This window comes from Alkalihalobacillus sp. R86527 (assembly GCF_042466185.1).
Classification (GTDB): domain Bacteria; phylum Bacillota; class Bacilli; order Bacillales; family Guptibacillaceae; genus Guptibacillus.
This window is the reverse complement of record NZ_JAXHBW010000001.1, coordinates 2,605,732-2,623,093: the sequence shown is the minus strand read 5'-3', so window position 1 is coordinate 2,623,093 and position 17,362 is coordinate 2,605,732. Positions and strand designations below refer to the sequence as shown.

The following is a 17,362-nucleotide window of genomic DNA, read 5'->3' as shown; positions in this document are numbered from 1 at the left end:
TTTGAAACGAACATGGTGGAAAGAAGCGGTCGTATACCAGGTATACTGGCGCAGTTTCTATGATAGTAGTGGAGATGGCGTTGGCGATTTACGAGGTGTGATCGAAAAGCTAGATTATATTGAAAAACTTGGTGTGAACGTTGTTTGGCTCAATCCGTTTTATGAGTCCCCAGATCGTGATAACGGCTATGATATCTCTGATTATTACTCGGTCATGGAAAAGGCAGGCACGATGGAGGATTTCGAAGAACTGTTAGATGAAGCACATAAGCGGGGACTAAAAGTTATATTGGACCTTGTAGTGAACCATACATCTGACCAACACGAGTGGTTCCTAGAGTCCAAATCATCGATCGATAATCCAAAGAGAGATTGGTACATATGGAGAGATCCGGTGAATGGGAGTGAACCAAACAATTGGCGTTCTTATTTCACCCCATCCACATGGGAATACGACGTGGGAACTGGTCAGTATTATTTCCATTCCTTTGCCGTCGAGCAACCAGACCTCAATTGGGAGAACGAAGAAGTGCGTGAGGCGATTTATGACATGATGCGCTTCTGGCTCGATAAGGGGATCGATGGGTTTCGTATGGACGTGATTAATCTTCTTGCTAAGATCGATGGTTTTCCAAATGCGGAGAATCCTGAGTATACGGATTATCTAGCAAACAACCCTGGAATTCATGACTATCTTAAAGAAATGAACGAAAAGGTTCTTCGCCATTACGACATCTTAACCGTTGGAGAAATCCCATTTGTTACGCCTGAAGAAGGATTGAAGTACGTAGCAGAAGATCGGAATGAGTTAAAAACCCTCTTCCACTTTGAAGTCGCAGATGATATGCCTTCATGGGACATGGTGAGATACAAGGAGATCCAGGAGAAGTGGCATAAAGCGTTCTATGGAAAAGGATGGAATTCACAGTTTTTGAATAACCATGACCACACACGTCAGGTATCGAGATATGGGAATGACAACCGTTACCGTAAAGAATCATCCAAGCTTCTTGCGACGATGATTCATACACTACCTGGTATTCCATACGTTTTTCAAGGTGAAGAGATCGGCATGACCGGGGTTCGATTCGATACAATCGAAGACTACAATGATATCGCCATGAAAAACAAGTATAGAGAAGAAGTGGAGAAAGGTCGCAATCCTGTAGAAGTGTTTGAAAGCTTATTGCCTTTAAGTCGTGATAATTCTAGAACACCAATTCAATGGGATGAAACCGAACAGGCTGGTTTTACAGAAGGTGAACCGTGGATCAATGTGAATCCGAACTATAAAATGATCAATGTGAAGCGTGAGCTTTCTGAAGAAGACTCGATCTTTAGCTACTATAAGGACTTAATTGCACTCCGGAAAGAGCATCCGGTCATGATTTATGGTGATTATACAGATTTATCGAAGGGGCAAGAAAAGCTGTATGTGTATACGAGACAGTTTGAAGGCACACGTTGGCTCATTATCTTAAACTGCAGTGACGATCATACGATCTTTGATATCGATGTAACGATCGATGAGAGTAACGAGCGGCTGATTCTTGCAAATTACAATGATGTTTCGGATAAAGATGTGTTGAAGAATACCTCTCTTAGACCTCATGAAGCTAGGATTTATGAAATCGCCTTATGATCTCAAAGTATACGCGATAATAAATAATGAATGGTAAAACAAGAGCGCCCATAACTGGGGCGCTCTTTTCGTTAAAACGATGTACTTTTTTGTGCTTTTCGAACTTCTTCACGATGATAAGGCGAGTCCTTACATTCATTCACAACGCTAAACGGGTTACCATCTAAGTCAAAGAAATCAAACACCTTCATGCCACCGAAGGCTTCGATTTCAGTTGTGACGACACCGCTCTCGTTTAGTTTCTCATAAGCTTCTTCAATATCATCGACTAGGAAATTGAAATATCCGTTCTTCGAATTGGGACTAACCGTAAATTCAGAGGGCTGCGGCTCATCCACTTGAATTAAGGCTAGCTGTGTATTGTCGTTTGGAAAATAGAATCCGACACCACCATCCCAGCTGTCAATCTTCGTCACACCGAGGTTATCCTCGTACCATTCGATCGATTTGTCCAAATCTGTTACAGGAATGAAAATACTGCCAACTCGAAACATAGTTGTCCTCCTTAGTGATGGAATTGTCTTATTTACGAGTGACTGTAACAAAAAGTTTCGTGAAAATAAAATGAGCTTGAAGATTCGAGCTCCGTTCAATTTATTTACTTACGTATTAATATATGGAGGGAGAGGAGATCTGTTTTCTTGATAAGGGGGCGTAAACATCGATACAATAAGTGAGATTGGGGGAATGTAGAGTGAACGTATCGTTCGAAACACAATCTAACAATGCCATGTCTTTTGATGAGATGATCGAAGAGAAAAACAAAACTATGGTGGTTTTCGTTCGTCATCTCGGTTGACCAATCTGTCGAGATTATCTTACGCAGTTGCGTGAGCGAATTGATGAATTTCAAGACAAAGGCGTTACCGTGTACGCCATCGCGCCATCGAATGCTGAATTCATAAAGAAATTTCTTGAAGCATTCGGTCCGTTTCCATTTCCTATTTTAGGAGATCCTACCAAAGAGGCTTATACTCAACTTGGTCATAAAACTTCACCAAAATGGAAACTCCTTTCACAAGCTGTAGTTGGTTTCATATTTGGGAAGGTGAAGAATTTCATCCCGGACGATGAACGTCAGAAGAAAGTAGTCTTAACTTCGATGAAAAAAGCAGATGTTTATATACAAGGTGGAACATACGTATATTCCGAAAAAGGAAAGCTCATCTGGCACCATGTTGATTCGTCGCCGGAAGATCATGCGAAAATCGATACTGTTCTTCAAAAAGTTTGAGGTAGATAACAACCCCTGGTCTGCGCTAGGGGTTGTTGTTATATGTTCTCAAAGGCTTTGAAGGCCTTTGGCAAGTAGCTTTACTGGGTAAAGGGGATCGATTAACTTGTCCATGGACCACGTCCACCAGATCCATCCTGTTACGAATGACATCAATAAGAATTTGAGTAAGTTAAGACGATCTTTCTTTACTAATAAATAGATCGTCATGGTGAGGAAGAATAGTAGAAAAGGAAGAAATATGAAGATGTTCATGACTGTGCACCTTTTCGTATATATGACATGCCGAGCAGTAGTAACGGCAGGAGAATGCCGAGGATTACGGAATAGATCGGTACGAGTGTTTTCGCATATGCGATGTTTTCTACGATATTGTCGTGTGCTCCCATTGAGAAAGCGGTCGTAGTAAATAGCAGCAGGATCAAGAGCGGAATCTTATACGGAAAGCGAAAGACGTGCTTCATAAAAACAAATGCTGCATATAGGAGAATCGAGACTTTGATAAGTACAGTCGTAATCAGTATAGCCGATACAAAAACATCGAGATTTTCGATCGTTCGAAAAAGACTAATTTCTTGAGCGGATGCCATCGTTGGATACGTTAAATTTGAAATTCTCGTATCACCGATCGTTCCGAGCAGTATGAAAACTACACCGATCGTTGATAAAGTAGTGACAAAGCTTGCAAGATAGACGCTTTTTCTTGTTCGTTTGATGTTTCTTGTAAGTGGAATCAGCATGATAATCGGTAGAAATTCAAGGTAAGGAAAGCTGAAAAAAGCGATCGTCATGTTTCCGATGGCATTCATATCAAATGATCCTGGTAATGGGATGATTCTCTCTGTATCCCACTCTCCTATAACGAGCAAGAGAGAACCCCAGAAAATAATGAAGAGAAAGGGCGTTAAGATTTCGACGGTTCGCCCCATCGTTCTTAGTCCTTTCGAAAGCAAATAGATGGCGACTGTAATTGTAAGGAGGTTGAAAACAACGGTAGGAGTGAAGTCCATGGAGACCGTCGTTATAACATCTCCAACGTTCCTTGTAGCAAGAGAAGCGATTAGAATGAAGAAATAAATAAAGGTCAATGAAATAAGAAATCCGAATTTCTGACCAAGTAGACTAATTGTAATTTCTGCGAGATCTTTTCCTGGATGTCTTTTTAAGAGGTGCAGCCAAAGCCATATGACTCCGAGGCTAAGGAGAAAGGCAAGCATAGGAGGAATCCAGGACCATTGCTTCGTCGCACCTATCAATCCGCTCATCTGGACGAAAAATGTTGGTCCGATCAAGTAGTTAGTTGCGATCAAGAAGAATTGCCACGTTGTTAAATGGTTGTAGGTTGTATCCTTCATCTCTATTCCTCCTCGCTATATGGATTAATAATATTTCCAACATCATTCACGACGATGCTGAGGTCATATGTTAAGGTAGCTCCTTTAAATGCTGTTCGTTTCTCATCGTTACTCATTGAAGAGTATCTCGAGAACAAGCCCAGTAGATCTAGCTGTTCTTGTTGAAGCTTCTCTGTCAACGCGATAAGCTTCTTCTCAAGACTTTTCTCAGCTTCACTCTGAATCTTTTCGATTGCTTTCATCGTCAAAGCCTCTGTGACTTTACTATTTAGAAAATCAGCTTTACATGAAATTTTAAATTGAAAGCGATGAGGATTCTTTCCTATTGTTCTTTTCTTGCTTTTGCATTTGTTGATATCTAAAAAGTGTGCTGCTGTTTCATCCTTCATTACTGTCAGTGGCATCTGGTTAAGTTGATTAGTAAGAAGATGATAGAGTGCCATCTCTTCATTATTAAGTGAAACGGGGTCTGCATTTTTTTGATATGCGAGCCCACCCACAAACTGTGCATGTCCATTACTTGTATCTACTTCTTTAAGGAAATCCGGATGTTCTCCGTTCTCATCAAGGAAAACGATCGCAGGAAATAACAGGTTTCCATCTCTATAGTATTTTTCGACGTTATCTCGAATCCTATAGTGTGTATGGACCGCAGTATAATGCCTCTTTGAGGCCTGGAAATTCTCGTAGATCCATTGTCCCGGAAGAAAATTTATCTTTGTTAACCTAAACATTGTTTCAGAAAGTGGTTGGAGAGAGACCGCTGTTTGAATTGGTGCTCTTGTTTCGCTATTTCGATCAAGAAAATTGAAGATTTCTTCCATGTCAGAAACCTTCAATTCATTCGATAATAGAAGGACTTTTGTTTTTGAAAAAAACAAGTGTCTCGGTACTTTCAAACTTGCTTTATCTACTGCAGCTTTTAACGATTTATGCTTGGTAACATACGTATAGACAGGGCTGGAATCCATTCGTTTTTCCTGAGTTGCAAACGAAGTTGGATTTACAATTTGAAAATACACGATGAATTCATCTGTGTCTTGATCTTTCTCAATCCCCATCATATCCACGATAACCAGTTCTGAAATATCACTCTGATCCCAACATCCAGCAAGAAGAAGCAGAATGAGAATCCATGAAAAAGGAGCGACTGTTCTTCTCATCTCACTACTCCTTTCTTTCGATCCCTTTAGGTAGTTGGTTTTTCACCCAGCTATCAGGGAGACGAACAAACGTATCTCTTAAGTCCCTTAAATTCAGAGGTGCGAAAGGCGTAAGATATGAAACTCCAAAGGATTGAAGGGAAGCTGCGTGAATTAGAACGACTAAAAATAAGAAAAACATGCCATAGAATCCCAAGATTCCACCTGCGAAGAGGAAGCCAAATCTAAGGATTCTTCCGGTTACTCCAAAATTATAGGCGGGGGTAACAAAGTTTGCGACGGCTGTGAGTGACACTACGATAACAACAGCAGCTGAAATTAATCCAGCCTGCACTGCTGCCTGTCCGAGGACAAGGGCTCCAACAATCGAAATGGCTGAGCCGATCGCAACAGGCATTCGAACTCCAGCTTCACGGAGAACCTCAAAGATAAATTCCATGATCAGTACTTCAACGAGCGATGGATATGGAAGACCTTCGCGCTGTGCTGCAAAACTGTATAAGAGGAGGCCAGGGATCATCTCTTGGTGATAAGTCGTAAGTGCGACGAACAGGCCAGGTACGAGAGTTCCCCAGATAAACGTTGTGAATCGTAACATTCTAAGTAAAGAGGACACGTCCCAACGTTGATAATAATCTTCAGGAGCTTGGAAGAACTCAGTAAAAAGAGATGGGACAGTTAATACATATGGAGTGCCCTCTGTGAGAATAGCAATACGCCCCTCTATGAGTCTCGATGCTACTTTGTCTGGAAGCTCAGTATTCGAAATCGTAGGAAAAAGGGAAAGCTTACTATCCACGATCGTTTCTTCGATCATCTGTGATTCAAGTATGATGTTGATATCGATCTTGTTGAGTCTGTTGAATACTTCCTCAATTATCTCTTGTGGAGCGATTCCCTCAATATAGCTGACCACTACTTTTGTTTTAGTTAAGTTCCCTAGCTGCAGGGTGATGCAGCGAAGATCCTTATTTCTAACCCTCATGCGAAGGAGGCCAAGGTTTTTGTCGAGCCTTTCGGTAAATGCTTCGTGAGGTCCTCTTATATTTATTTCAGTCTCTGAGGGAACGATATCCCTGCCTTCAGTAGACGATACATCGCAAGCGATGTGTGATGTGGTGTTGCTTAAGAGAATAACGGCCATTCCCTCTAAAATATCATTTAATAATTCTCCTTCTGACTCTTTTAGGAAGGTAGGCGACGTAACGATGTTCTGGTAATTTTCCAGTATGTTTTCATCGTCTGGACAAGCTTGAATCTTCTTGACAACGCCCCTTTTTAGCGCATCTTGTTCCACGAGGCTTTTGAAATAGATGATGGCAAGAGAAATAGTCCCTTTTTCAACAATGTGGCAAATTAAATCATCAGGTTGTCCGAACGTGTTTTTGATGTTTTCGAGCCGTGTTTGAAAGGAAACCTTCTTTCTCAAATTGAACATTGCCATCACCTCCTTCGATTTATGTATATAGCATTACTTTGTGCAATCCGGTCATTAATATGCTGATCAATGAAAAATAAGGAAGTGTTGAAAATACGAAAAGGCCACTCGTTTGAGTGGCCTCTATCTTTTGCTTAAGTTGTTATCTCATCATTACTCTTTCAATTCTTTTTGACACAAATACCAGTCGATGCACTCAAGGTTCGGGTCCATCTTCCGTTCGTTCATCGCTTCTACCGTTTTAGGCGGAGACACGAGTACTTTGTCTCCTGGTTCCCAGTTTGCTGGAGTAGGAACGCCTTTGTCATCCGTTGTTTTCAAGGCTTTTACAAGTCTTAAGATTTCCTTCATGTTACGGCCGGTTGTTAGAGGATAATAAATGATTGAACGAACCACTTGCTTATCATCCACTACGAAGACAGCTCGGCTCGTTTCAGTCTGACTTTCACCTGGCATGATCATCCCGTATTTAGTGGCAACTTCTCGATCAAGATCTGCAATAACAGGGAACTCAATCTCTTTGTTAAAGTTCTTCTCAATATTTCGGATCCAGGCAAGGTGTGAGGAGACACTGTCAACGCTTAAACCGATCAATTCAACCCCGAGTTCACGAAGCTCTGGATAAATCTCCTGAAATGCAACGAATTCCGTTGTGCATACAGGAGTGAAATCCGCTGGATGAGAAAATAAAATAAACCATTTGTCTTTGTAGTCCTCGAGAGAAATGTTACCGAGCGTGCTTGTTGCAGAAAAGTCTGGTGCGGGTGATCCGATTCTTGGTAACTGGTAGGTGGTTTCAGTTTCAGACATCGTGTTCTTCATCCTCCTTTAATGCGTTCTACAACGAATTTTCCACAGTTGCTGAGAAGTAAACTGAGTAATACGTAATGAATCTTGTGTAAAACTTTACTACTATTTCTCTTTTTTTCCATTAGGAATTTCGATAGACTGATTGAAAAGAGAGGAGTGGGAAAATGAAGATTGAATTCTTAGGGACTGGTGGAGCAATGGCTACCCCTCGCCCACTATGTACCTGTGATGTATGTAAAGAAGCTAGAGAAAAAGGAATTCCTTACAGCAGATCTGGACCTAGTTTGTTTGTTCATGGTCCGAATGTCTTGATCGATACGCCTGAGGACAGCTATATGCAATTGAATCGTTCGAACGTGGAGAAGGTTGATGGTGTGCTTTATTCTCACTGGCATCCAGATCATGTGATGGGGAGAAGAGTGCTTGAAACGATTAATGCTGATTGGATCAATTATCCTCCTCAGGGAACAACAACAAATGTGTATTTACCTCAACAAGTAGGGATCGACTTTGAAACGAGGTTAGGATCAGGTGAACATCTCGCTTTTTTTGAAAGTCAGAATTATATTGCTATAAACCATCTAACGGATGGGGAAGCAATTACGTTGAATGGTGTAACGATTACACCATTTCGACTATCAGAGGATTATGTGTACGCATTTTTATTCGAGGATGGAAAGCAGCGAATCCTAATTGCGCCGGATGAGTTATATGGATGGAATCCACCAGACCTTGGTGAACTTGATCTTGCTATTATTCCGACCGGGGTGTTTGAATTCAATCCGTTCACTGGGGAGAGACAAATCTCAGAAATTCATCCTGTTCTAAGTGAGGAAGCGACTTTTGAACAAACGCTTGAAATCATAGATAAGCTGAATGTGAAAAAAGTTTATTTAACGCACGTAGAAGAGCCTGATCAGTTGGGGTATGACGAACTTGTAACCTTGGAAAAGAAGATGCAGGAAAGGGGCAAAATGATTTCCTTTGCGTATGACACGTTGAACGTGGAAATTTAGTGCTAAGCGAAACTTCCTAAGTCTTATTCTGTTTAATCGAATTTTCTTTGGGGTATCATTTTACCAACAGAGAGAATTGAGGTGAGGACATGGAACTATCATTCGGTTTACTCATTAATATCATTATTGCTATTTATTTATATGTAGATGCAAAAAAACGAGACAAAAGTGCCTTTGTATGGGCAATTCTTGGTTTGATCATCGGTCCGCTAGTCCTTGGTATTTACCTAATCCAAACAGGTAGAAAGCTAGCAGGGTGGATTATCGTAATCTTTGCGATCTTCTGGGTTATCCTTGTGATTATTTTGGGTGTATTAGGTGCAATAGCTGGATTACTATTCTAAGTCGGAAATCCGAAGCAAGAGCTTCGGATTTTCGTACATAATGCTTTGCAAAAGAATAAGGGAGCGGGTGAAAGAAAGGTGAAAGATCAAAAAAGAATGTTGATGGATCTTATGGAATGGGGGACCGCAAATGAGAATATTCGGGCATTATTGATGACAAGTTCTCGTGCGAATCCTCATGCTTATCGGGATGTGTTTACAGACTATGATATTGAAGTGTTTGTAGAGGATCTGGATTACTTTTTGAGCGATGACACATGGATGAAACGTTTTGGTGAAAGTATGACTACAGTTCCGCTTATTCCGAGGGAGAATGAAGGATGGATCACGAGACTTGTTATGTATATGGATGGAACGCGAGTCGATTTCCAAATTTCTACCACAGAATCGTTGGAAGAAATTGCTGAGCTTGAGGAGTTGCCACCTCACTACGATTTGGGTTATAAGGTTCTATTAGATAAGGACCAGATCGTAGAAGGAATGATGACGCCAAGTAACAAAGCATTTCTTGTCAAAAAACCAACGCAAGATGAATTTCAGGAACTGGTCAATAGTTATTGGTGGGACACCACGTATGTTGCGAAAAGCCTATGGCGTGATGAATTGTTCTTTGCGAAATACATGCTCGATAATGTGATGCGATTTCAATACTTACAGAAAATACTCGAATGGTCCTTAGGGATTAGATTTAACTGGGAAGTAAACCCCAATAAATGCGGAAGGTGGTTCAAGCGTTATCTCGATGCAGAAACATGGGAAAAGCTTGAAGCGACTTATGCAGGAGCTGATCTTGAGGAGAACTGGAATGCCCTCATCAACATGAATGAATTCTTCATGGAATTATGTAGAGATGTTGGAAGTGAGCTTGGGTTTGAATGTCCGAAAGAAGTAGAAATGAATATCACAAACTATTTACAGAAAGTTAGGGAGTTGGATCCTGAGGCTGATGAGATCGAGATATAATAATTTCATGTTTCAACACACCCAAAATGTGGAAAAGGAGCCTTAAGAAGAAACAGGTATAGGGGGCAGTTATGGATGAGAAAGAATTAGTGATGGAGTGGATCACGTCAGAATTAAATTGCGATTCTTTACAAATCGGCGACTATCCGATGTATAATTGTGGTAAGCGAATGAAAGATCAGAGTGGTGACTTTCTCATCGTCTACTTCCATCCCGAACGCGAAGAAGTCGTCTATACATTTAAAGATAATGAAGATGTTTATTTCTCTGGAAATGCATATCAATGGGGTCAGGCACGTGCCTGACCCCGTTTTCAGGAGGTTTACTAATGGGGAATAACTTAAGCACGAATTACCATCAAGTTGATGTGAATGGTTCTCATTTCGAATGGAATACAGATGAAGGCGATTTTAAGTTTGAAGGCGACGGTGCCCTAGTATTCTGGATCAACACCGCATTTAAAGTCTTTCTTGATTCAATCGAAGAAATTGCAGGTGAAGACGAGACGGCGCTTGTGTTAGAATCTGCCGGGTATCGCACAGGTGAGATCGTAAGTGATTTCTATCACGAAACCATAGGGAATGTAGAAAACATCGTGAGTAGTCTCCCTAATACGTACAAAACAGCAGGCTGGGGAATAACCACGATTGTCGATGTGGAAGAGGAGAAAAACACAGCGGTCGTAAGGGTTAAGAACAGCTGGGAATACAAGATTAATGGTGAACAAGAGAAACAAGAGGAAGGGACCTTTATTCCTGGCCACTGGGCAGGGGTTTTTAGTGGTCTATTGAGAGAGAAAGTTTGGTACGAAGTCAGAAAGAGCCAAATAAAAGGCGATGAGTATTCGGAGTATGTTTTTTCTCCTTCTTCCATTACACCAAATGAAAACATTCACGATATGATTCAAGAGAAAAAGCGACTTGAACTCGTTGATTTAGAGAAGAAAGTATCGGAACGTACAGAAGAACTGCAACAAATGATCAAGGAAATTTCGGCACCAATCATTCCGGTTTTGGATCATATTCTTGTTATCCCTTTGATCGGGAGATACGACGAGAACCGCTTGGACGAGCTCATGGCGAAAACACTCCAAAAGCTTCCTGATTATAAGGCAAATACGCTCATCCTTGATTTAACAGGGATCTATGAAGTAGATGATTTTACGATCGATTTACTACATAGCATGGTAAAAGCATCGGGGCTGTTAGGTGTTTCATGTCTGTTAGTAGGAATCTCACCAAAGCTAAGCATGCAAGTCGTTCAATCCAGTGAAGAACTCGAGGGACTGATGTGCTTTTCGACTCTAAAGCACGGAATCCACTATGCTCTAGCAAGAGAAGGTTTAACGGTAGAAGCTCAAAAATAAGGGATCAGGCATATGCCTGATCCCTCAGAGTGTCGATAACGTCCTAAGGACCATCTGCCACGGTAAGGTGGTGATTTCTCCTCCAGGTTCCTCGCTTTTCGCGGGGTTGAAAAGTTTGCTGTGATTGATTTCAACCCATTAGGAGTCAAGCGGTGTTCTCCTACGGTATAGGGAGCACAATAATCATGGTTTCCATTCGTTCATTGTTCATTAATTATTAATATAGCGTTTGAATACATCTCCGAAGTCTTTGATCGTATAGTGTTTCTTTGATTCTTCAAGCCAATTGAAAGCAATTTCGTTGATCTGTTTAAATTCTTCATGAAGACTTGTATTACTATGGCGCATACTTGTTAAAGTTGAAGAAGCTAAGTCAAGACTCTTTCGTGAGAAGTCGTAATACGTTTCGTTCTCACGTGTCAGCTCTGCGATGCGGATGAGAGATTTATAGAGGTCTTTTAGCTCCTCGATAAATTTCTTATGTACATCGATCGAGAATACTTCATTTCCTAACTGGAATTTAATTTCAACATCAAGGTCGACCGTTCCAGCGGTTTCAAGAGCTACGTTTGTGAATTTATTGTGGCTATATTCATACCTTCTCAACGTGCGTTTGCTGCTAGACGCGCTCTTTCCGTCAACATGAATAAGTGCGAGATTCGTAAAGCAATACTCATCAGCTTTCGATTTAATAAGAAAATAGATTTCTTCCCCATCTTCATGAAGAACGTAATCATCTGCATCTACCTTGTCATAATCGACAGGTTTGATCACACTTCCTACATCACTTAATCCTAGTACGTCTGAAGCTACTTTTTTGAACATGATGCTCATCCTTTCCCTAGTTAAATTCCGTTGTCTATTAATATACGGATGAGATGACGATAAAGTTTCACGTGTCAGGCATCTTGTTTCATCAATTGCTAGAGAGGGAAAAGAATTATAGATTTCTAGCTATCACTTTGTTAGAGAAATGGGGATGTTGTATGAAAAAAGCGATGTTGATCGTGAACCCTTCTTCCGGAAAAGAGAAGGCAATCGAATTTGAAGAAGACGTTGTAGCGATTCTTAAAGAAAATCACGATGAGGTGACGGTTCGCTTCACTGAGAAAGCAGGCGACGCTGAGCGTTTTGCAACAGAAGCGTGTGAAGGGACATACGAAACACTTATTTCCCTTGGTGGAGATGGCACCATCAATGAAAGTATCAATGGACTTGCTGAGAGAGAAGACCGTCCTGATTTTGGATTTATCCCGCTTGGAACGGTAAATGATTTTGCGCGAGCGCTTGGAATTCCGATGCAGCCAGAAAAAGCACTTGATGTCTTGAGAGAACGACATACGAAACCCGTCGATATTGGGAAAATCAACGATCAATACTTCATGAATGTGCTCGCAGTTGGCGCGATTGCAGAAGCTGTCTATGATGTGAGCCCTGAAGAGAAGTCACGTTTCGGACCGCTCGCTTATTTCATTGAAGGTGGTAAAGCGCTGAAAGACAAAACGCCATTCGAATTGACGGTTACATATGATGACAAGGAGTGGAGCGGTGAATGCTTTTTGATGCTCGTGGCGTTAACGAATTCTGTAGGTGGAATCGAATCGTTTGCCTCACATGCAGAAGTAAACGATGGTTATTTTCATGTGTTTCTCCTAAAAAAGCTTTCACTTCCGCATGTGATCAAGTTGATTCCAGATCTCTTTAATGGAAAGCTTCAAAGTAACGATCAAATCGAATATTTCCCAGCAACAAATCTTAAGGTGAAATCTTCAAAAGACCTCGTCGTAAATATTGATGGTGATGAAGGGTTTCCTCTTCCGTTCGAAGCGAAAACATTGCATAACGAGCTTACAATGTTTGTCAAAAAGCAGTAAGTGAATACTGCTCTTTGACTAGTTTCATATCTTCAGATGACTCAAGGGTTCCCGGCTCTTCGCCCCTCTTACATTATTAGACTGTTTGAATACGTCTACATTCGAATACCTTTGAATAAATTTCCATAAAGATTAATGGGGATGAGGTGGGAGGATGGGACAGAAGGTCTTGTTTTTTGGTGATGTTGGGATCGACGACACGGTTGCACTTCTATATGCTCACTTTTCAGGTGAGATCGATGTGGTTGGAATCGTCGCTTGCTATGGGAATGCTCCGAAAGAACAAACTGCGAATAATGTTCGATATATTCTTAAGGAAGTTGGGCGTACGGACATTCCGGTGATGGGTGGTGCCGAAAAACCTATGACCGGTGAAGTTCCTGTTTTTTATCCTGATGTGCATGGTCCTGACGGACTGGGACCCATCACCCCAACGGAGGACCAATCTGCTTCACTGGAGAATTTCTTTCAGGTTATCCCGTTACTGGATCAGTATGACGACCTTGTTATTGTAAACGTTGGGCGATTAACGACGCTTGCAACACTGTTTCTCCTTTACCCTGAGAAAATGGAGAGAATTCATACGTTTTATGTGATGGGTGGTGCCTTTAACGTACCGGGTAATGTGACCCCGAGTGCTGAGGCGAATTTTCACGCGGATCCTGTAGCAGCGAATATCGTTATGCGGTATGCGAAGAATGTGAAGCTTTTTCCACTGAACGTCACACAACATGCGATCGTTACACCTGGAATGGTTGATTTTATTCATTTTAAAGGCAAGTCTACTCTTATAAAACCGCTACTTGATTACTATTACTTTGGATTTTACCAGAAAAAGGTACCTGGTTTAGAAGGATCACCTGTACACGATGCAGTTACAATCATGGCGGTTATTCACCCTGAGATGTTTACGTTCTATAAGACCCCGGTCGCGTTAGAAATTAATGGAGAGGCTCGTGGACTAAGCATCGGAGACTTCAGACAAAGTTTTGCGCAATACGAATGTGATGGAAGGTTAGTTCAAGATGTTGCAGTTAGTCTGGAATACTTCAAATTTTATCGGAACTTTATGGAAGTCATGACGGGAGAGTCATTTTAGCTACATGTTATGAAACTTTTATAAGATAGTAATCGTATGCAATGAATGTGGTAGCTGTCGGATGAACCATTACCATCGTGGTAGTGGTTTTTTCATATATAATATAAATAACGGCAGAACCAAGAGAGGAAGAGACCCTATGACAACAGCAACCGATCTCGTTAACGACATTTGTTTTGAAGGGGAATCCATCGTTAATTATCCAGATAGCCTTCATCCGATTGGTAAAGGAAGAAGTGCAGCGGTGTTTAAACTCTCTCTCGAAAATAAAGTATTAAAAGTCTTTTATCCTGAATTTCATCATCTAGCTGAACAAGAAGCTGATATTTATAAAGAGCTTGATAATGACGTCTATTATCCAAAGCTGTATGAGGCAGGGAAGGGCTATTTGATTCTGGAATATTTAGATGGGGTCACCTTCTATGATTGCTTGATCGAAGGGATTGAGATCACAAGAGAGATGGTTCAGAACGTGGATGACGCACTTTCCTATGCCAAACGTAAAGGGCTGAACCCTTCAGATACACATTTGCAAAATGTGATGCTATTAAAAAACGGAGAAGTACGGGTGATCGATGTCGTACGCTTTCGTCAAACAAAGGAATGTAGTCACTGGGAGGATCTGAAGACGGCGTACAATACAATCTATTGCACCGCTTATTTTCCAAGGAAAGTTCCGGTATGGGTAGTTGAAACGGTCATTCGGTTATATCGAAAGGGGATTATCAAATTAAACAAAGGAAAGTGAGGGAAGTCCATGATTGAAAGATCAAGTATGTTTCGATTTCTCATATGGTTGCTATTGATTTTCACAGTCATCTGGGTCGGTAGCAAAATCGGTTTCTTATTCCGACCCATCGTCATTCTCGTAACGACGCTTGCTTTCCCAATCATCGCAGCGGGTGTATTCTATTATTTATTGCGCCCAGTCATCGCGTTGCTTGAGAAAGCAAAGATACCGAGGCCGCTCGGAATTCTAATCGTTTACCTCGCACTTGCAGGTGGGGTAACAGGTCTCGTATTCAGCATAGGTCCAATTTTGACAGAACAGTTTAATAGTCTAGCAAAAGGGGCTCCAGCACTTGTGGCAGACTTTCAAGATGCACTTGTGCGGTGGGAGAGCAACCCATACATAGCAAACTTATTACAAAGTGACATGGTTTCAGTCGATGGATTGACAGAGCGCATATCCGGCTCAATCGGTGATATCAGCTCTTCATTTGGAAACTACTTATTATCCTTCTTGAACATCGTAACGGATGTTGTAGTCGGAATTGTACTACTACCTTTCATTCTTTATTACATGCTAAAGGATGGGAAGAAGCTAATGCCATCTATGTTACGCTTCGTCCCTCGTGCACACCGAGAGGAAGGCGCAAAGATTCTTGAAGATATGGACGATGCGTTGAGCGGATTCATTCAGGGGCAATTGATCGTGAGTCTCTTTATAGGTACGTTCGTGTATGTCTGGTATGTCATCATTGGACTTGATTACGCCCTAATCTTGGCATTTATTGCACTCTTCTTGAACGTCGTTCCTTTTATCGGGCCAATCATCGGTACTGCGCCTGGGGTAATCGTTGGATTCATTCAATCTCCATTAACAGCTGTGTATGTTATTATCGGTGTCATCGTGATTCAACAAATTGAAAGTAATTTGATTTCACCTCAAGTGATGGGAAGAAGACTCGATATCCATCCTTTGACAATCATTCTTCTGCTACTCGTTGCGAGTAGTTTAGCAGGTTTCCTCGGGCTTATTCTAGCCATTCCGACCTATGCGGTTTTGAAGGTGATCGCAACCCATACCTATCGACTCATAAAGCTTCAGCAGCGTGGTAAACATAGCGGTAACTAAACAAAAACTCTCCCATTGAGGAGAGTTTTTTTGTTTGAAAAGGGACTTTTATTAACAGTTTGTTAAAAAAACCAGTTCTTTGTTCTTAGACATAAACTTTTTAGATTCGACCAATAGCCCCCTGAAATGACAGGTTTACTTGTGCTAGATTAATAGTTGTTCGATTCAAAATAATAAAACTTGGGGGAAAATCACATGAAACGTAAAGGGTTTGTTGCATTATCTCTAGCACTCACGCTAGCGATCGCACCAGGATTTTCTAGTAATGAAGCACCAACTGTAGATTCTGCTGGAAATCAAGTAACAATCGAAGCACTTCCAAAGGCAAAGAATAAGGGGAAAGAAACCTTTGATGAAGTGGCAGAGGTAGAAAACGATTCAGTAGCTGAGATCGTTAACGAACAAGGCAAGAAGATCGGTGAAAAGAAAATCAAGAAGAACGCTGATAAGAAACAAAAGAAAGAAGATAAGAAAATGGCGAAGAACAATACGAAAGAGGGAGAGCTGCTTTGCTTGTTCTGTGGTGGTGGATCCGATGATGGATCTGGTGATGACAATGGTTCCGCAGATGAAGCTACTCGCGTCGTAACGGTTATTGTTGCAGCTGATGAAGAATACCGCGCTGCACATAGCGACTGGCAAACACTCACTCAAAACATTGTAGAGAATGCAGACAATGGCTTTACTCGAGACCATGATATTGATTTTCAAGTGAAAACATTTGCTCAGTGGAGCTCAGAAGGTGCGAATGCTTCTGAAATCCTTCAAGACTTAGATGGAGACTGGAATGGAAACGGCGAAGATTTCTTGGTAGGCTTCACGCGTGATTCGAACTTCAACTCTGGCGGAATCGCTTACGTATATCCTAACGCTCCTTACCAGAGTGCAGTTTCTGTCAACCTTGACCAAGGTGCAGAAAACACATGGCATGCAGCTCAACATGAGTTCTCTCATAACTATGGCCTTGGCCATGACGCTCAAGGAAGCGGAATCAAGTGCATTATGAACTACGATTATTCTTATAGCGTTGATTACTGGGATCAAGACCACGATGATCTGATCGAAGCGAACAAAGCTTGGTACGGTAATTAAGTTGATAAAATGATAGTGAAAACGCCCGGTGAATTCCGGGCGTTTTTTGTATATTCCTTTAGTGAATAAGAATTAACATCTTAACGAACCAACTGAAGATTAGTGTTG

Annotated in this window: 19 protein-coding genes; 12 read left to right on the top strand and 7 right to left on the bottom strand. The window is 41.3% G+C overall.

The genetic code is table 11. The features are described 5' to 3' along the window. Nucleotide 1: 1 nt before the first annotated feature. Nucleotides 2-1,642 carry an alpha-glucosidase gene (locus SJY16_RS13475; RefSeq protein ID WP_377889910.1) on the top strand — a complete coding sequence of 547 codons (1,641 nt, stop codon included), beginning with the start codon at nucleotides 2-4 and terminating at the stop codon, nucleotides 1,640-1,642. Nucleotides 1,643-1,713: 71 nt separating this feature from the next. On the opposite strand, the gene SJY16_RS13470 is transcribed toward SJY16_RS13475, so the two are convergent. Further along, nucleotides 1,714-2,136, bottom strand: coding sequence for a VOC family protein (locus SJY16_RS13470; protein WP_377889908.1), 423 nt, complete (start codon nucleotides 2,134-2,136; stop codon nucleotides 1,714-1,716). Nucleotides 2,137-2,444: 308 nt separating this feature from the next. Here SJY16_RS13470 and SJY16_RS13465 point away from each other — a divergent pair, with 308 nt between their 5' ends. Continuing rightward, nucleotides 2,445-2,876 (top strand): AhpC/TSA family protein, encoded by a 432-nt coding sequence (locus SJY16_RS13465; protein WP_377892238.1) that lies wholly within the window; start codon nucleotides 2,445-2,447, stop codon nucleotides 2,874-2,876. 48 nt (nucleotides 2,877-2,924) lie between these two features. Here the strand turns inward: SJY16_RS13465 and SJY16_RS13460 are convergent, their stop codons facing one another. The 5 genes from SJY16_RS13460 to SJY16_RS13440 form a co-directional block, all read right to left on the bottom strand. After that, nucleotides 2,925-3,131: a hypothetical protein gene (locus SJY16_RS13460; RefSeq protein WP_377889907.1), complete on the bottom strand. Its 207-nt coding sequence runs from the start codon at nucleotides 3,129-3,131 to the stop codon at nucleotides 2,925-2,927. After that, a complete protein-coding gene (locus tag SJY16_RS13455) occupies nucleotides 3,128-4,231 on the bottom strand; it encodes a GerAB/ArcD/ProY family transporter (RefSeq protein ID WP_377889905.1) in 1,104 nt (367 codons plus the stop codon). Before SJY16_RS13455 ends, SJY16_RS13460 begins: the two co-directional genes overlap by 4 nt. 2 nt (nucleotides 4,232-4,233) lie before the next feature. Then, nucleotides 4,234-5,394, bottom strand: coding sequence for a Ger(x)C family spore germination protein (locus SJY16_RS13450; protein ID WP_377889903.1), 1,161 nt, complete (start codon nucleotides 5,392-5,394; stop codon nucleotides 4,234-4,236). A gap of 4 nt (nucleotides 5,395-5,398) precedes the next feature. Continuing rightward, nucleotides 5,399-6,832 (bottom strand): spore germination protein, encoded by a 1,434-nt coding sequence (locus SJY16_RS13445; protein WP_377889901.1) that lies wholly within the window; start codon nucleotides 6,830-6,832, stop codon nucleotides 5,399-5,401. A 153-nt stretch (nucleotides 6,833-6,985) separates the two neighbouring features. Then, on the bottom strand, nucleotides 6,986-7,654 hold the full coding sequence (locus SJY16_RS13440; protein ID WP_377889900.1) for a peroxiredoxin: 669 nt from the start codon (nucleotides 7,652-7,654) through the stop codon (nucleotides 6,986-6,988). A gap of 152 nt (nucleotides 7,655-7,806) precedes the next feature. On the opposite strand from SJY16_RS13440, the gene SJY16_RS13435 reads away from it, so the two are divergent. The 5 genes from SJY16_RS13435 to SJY16_RS13415 all read left to right on the top strand — a co-directional run bounded on the left by SJY16_RS13435 (nucleotide 7,807) and on the right by SJY16_RS13415 (nucleotide 11,331). Then, nucleotides 7,807-8,658, top strand: a complete 852-nt coding sequence (locus SJY16_RS13435) for an MBL fold metallo-hydrolase (protein WP_377889898.1) — start codon at nucleotides 7,807-7,809, stop codon at nucleotides 8,656-8,658. An 89-nt stretch (nucleotides 8,659-8,747) separates the two neighbouring features. Beyond that, nucleotides 8,748-9,002, top strand: a complete 255-nt coding sequence (locus SJY16_RS13430; RefSeq protein WP_377889897.1) for a hypothetical protein — start codon at nucleotides 8,748-8,750, stop codon at nucleotides 9,000-9,002. A 78-nt stretch (nucleotides 9,003-9,080) separates the two neighbouring features. Further along, a complete protein-coding gene (locus SJY16_RS13425; protein WP_377889895.1) occupies nucleotides 9,081-9,965 on the top strand; it encodes an aminoglycoside 6-adenylyltransferase in 885 nt (294 codons plus the stop codon). Between the two features lie 71 nt (nucleotides 9,966-10,036). Further along, the gene (locus tag SJY16_RS13420) at nucleotides 10,037-10,270 is read left to right on the top strand and encodes a hypothetical protein (RefSeq protein WP_377889893.1); all 234 of its coding nucleotides are present in this window, start codon (nucleotides 10,037-10,039) and stop codon (nucleotides 10,268-10,270) included. Nucleotides 10,271-10,293: 23 nt separating this feature from the next. Continuing rightward, complete coding sequence (locus SJY16_RS13415; RefSeq protein ID WP_377889891.1) at nucleotides 10,294-11,331, top strand: STAS domain-containing protein; 1,038 nt, start codon at nucleotides 10,294-10,296, stop codon at nucleotides 11,329-11,331. A 210-nt stretch (nucleotides 11,332-11,541) separates the two neighbouring features. Here the strand turns inward: SJY16_RS13415 and SJY16_RS13410 are convergent, their stop codons facing one another. Further along, nucleotides 11,542-12,156, bottom strand: a complete 615-nt coding sequence (locus tag SJY16_RS13410) for a PH domain-containing protein (RefSeq protein ID WP_377889889.1) — start codon at nucleotides 12,154-12,156, stop codon at nucleotides 11,542-11,544. Between the two features lie 161 nt (nucleotides 12,157-12,317). Between SJY16_RS13410 and SJY16_RS13405 the strand changes: the two genes are divergently transcribed. From SJY16_RS13405 to SJY16_RS13385, 5 genes are all read left to right on the top strand, one after another. Next, nucleotides 12,318-13,205 carry a diacylglycerol/lipid kinase family protein gene (locus SJY16_RS13405; RefSeq protein ID WP_377889887.1) on the top strand — a complete coding sequence of 296 codons (888 nt, stop codon included), beginning with the start codon at nucleotides 12,318-12,320 and terminating at the stop codon, nucleotides 13,203-13,205. A 154-nt stretch (nucleotides 13,206-13,359) separates the two neighbouring features. Then, complete coding sequence (locus tag SJY16_RS13400) at nucleotides 13,360-14,304, top strand: nucleoside hydrolase (protein ID WP_377889886.1); 945 nt, start codon at nucleotides 13,360-13,362, stop codon at nucleotides 14,302-14,304. Between the two features lie 139 nt (nucleotides 14,305-14,443). Then, entirely contained in the window at nucleotides 14,444-15,052 is a 609-nt protein-coding gene (locus tag SJY16_RS13395; RefSeq protein WP_377889884.1) for a serine/threonine protein kinase, read from the top strand. 9 nt (nucleotides 15,053-15,061) lie between these two features. Further along, nucleotides 15,062-16,162 carry an AI-2E family transporter gene (locus SJY16_RS13390; RefSeq protein WP_377889882.1) on the top strand — a complete coding sequence of 367 codons (1,101 nt, stop codon included), beginning with the start codon at nucleotides 15,062-15,064 and terminating at the stop codon, nucleotides 16,160-16,162. 195 nt (nucleotides 16,163-16,357) lie between these two features. Further along, nucleotides 16,358-17,254, top strand: coding sequence for a zinc-dependent metalloprotease (locus SJY16_RS13385; RefSeq protein WP_377889880.1), 897 nt, complete (start codon nucleotides 16,358-16,360; stop codon nucleotides 17,252-17,254). The last annotated feature ends 108 nt before the right edge of the window (nucleotides 17,255-17,362 follow it).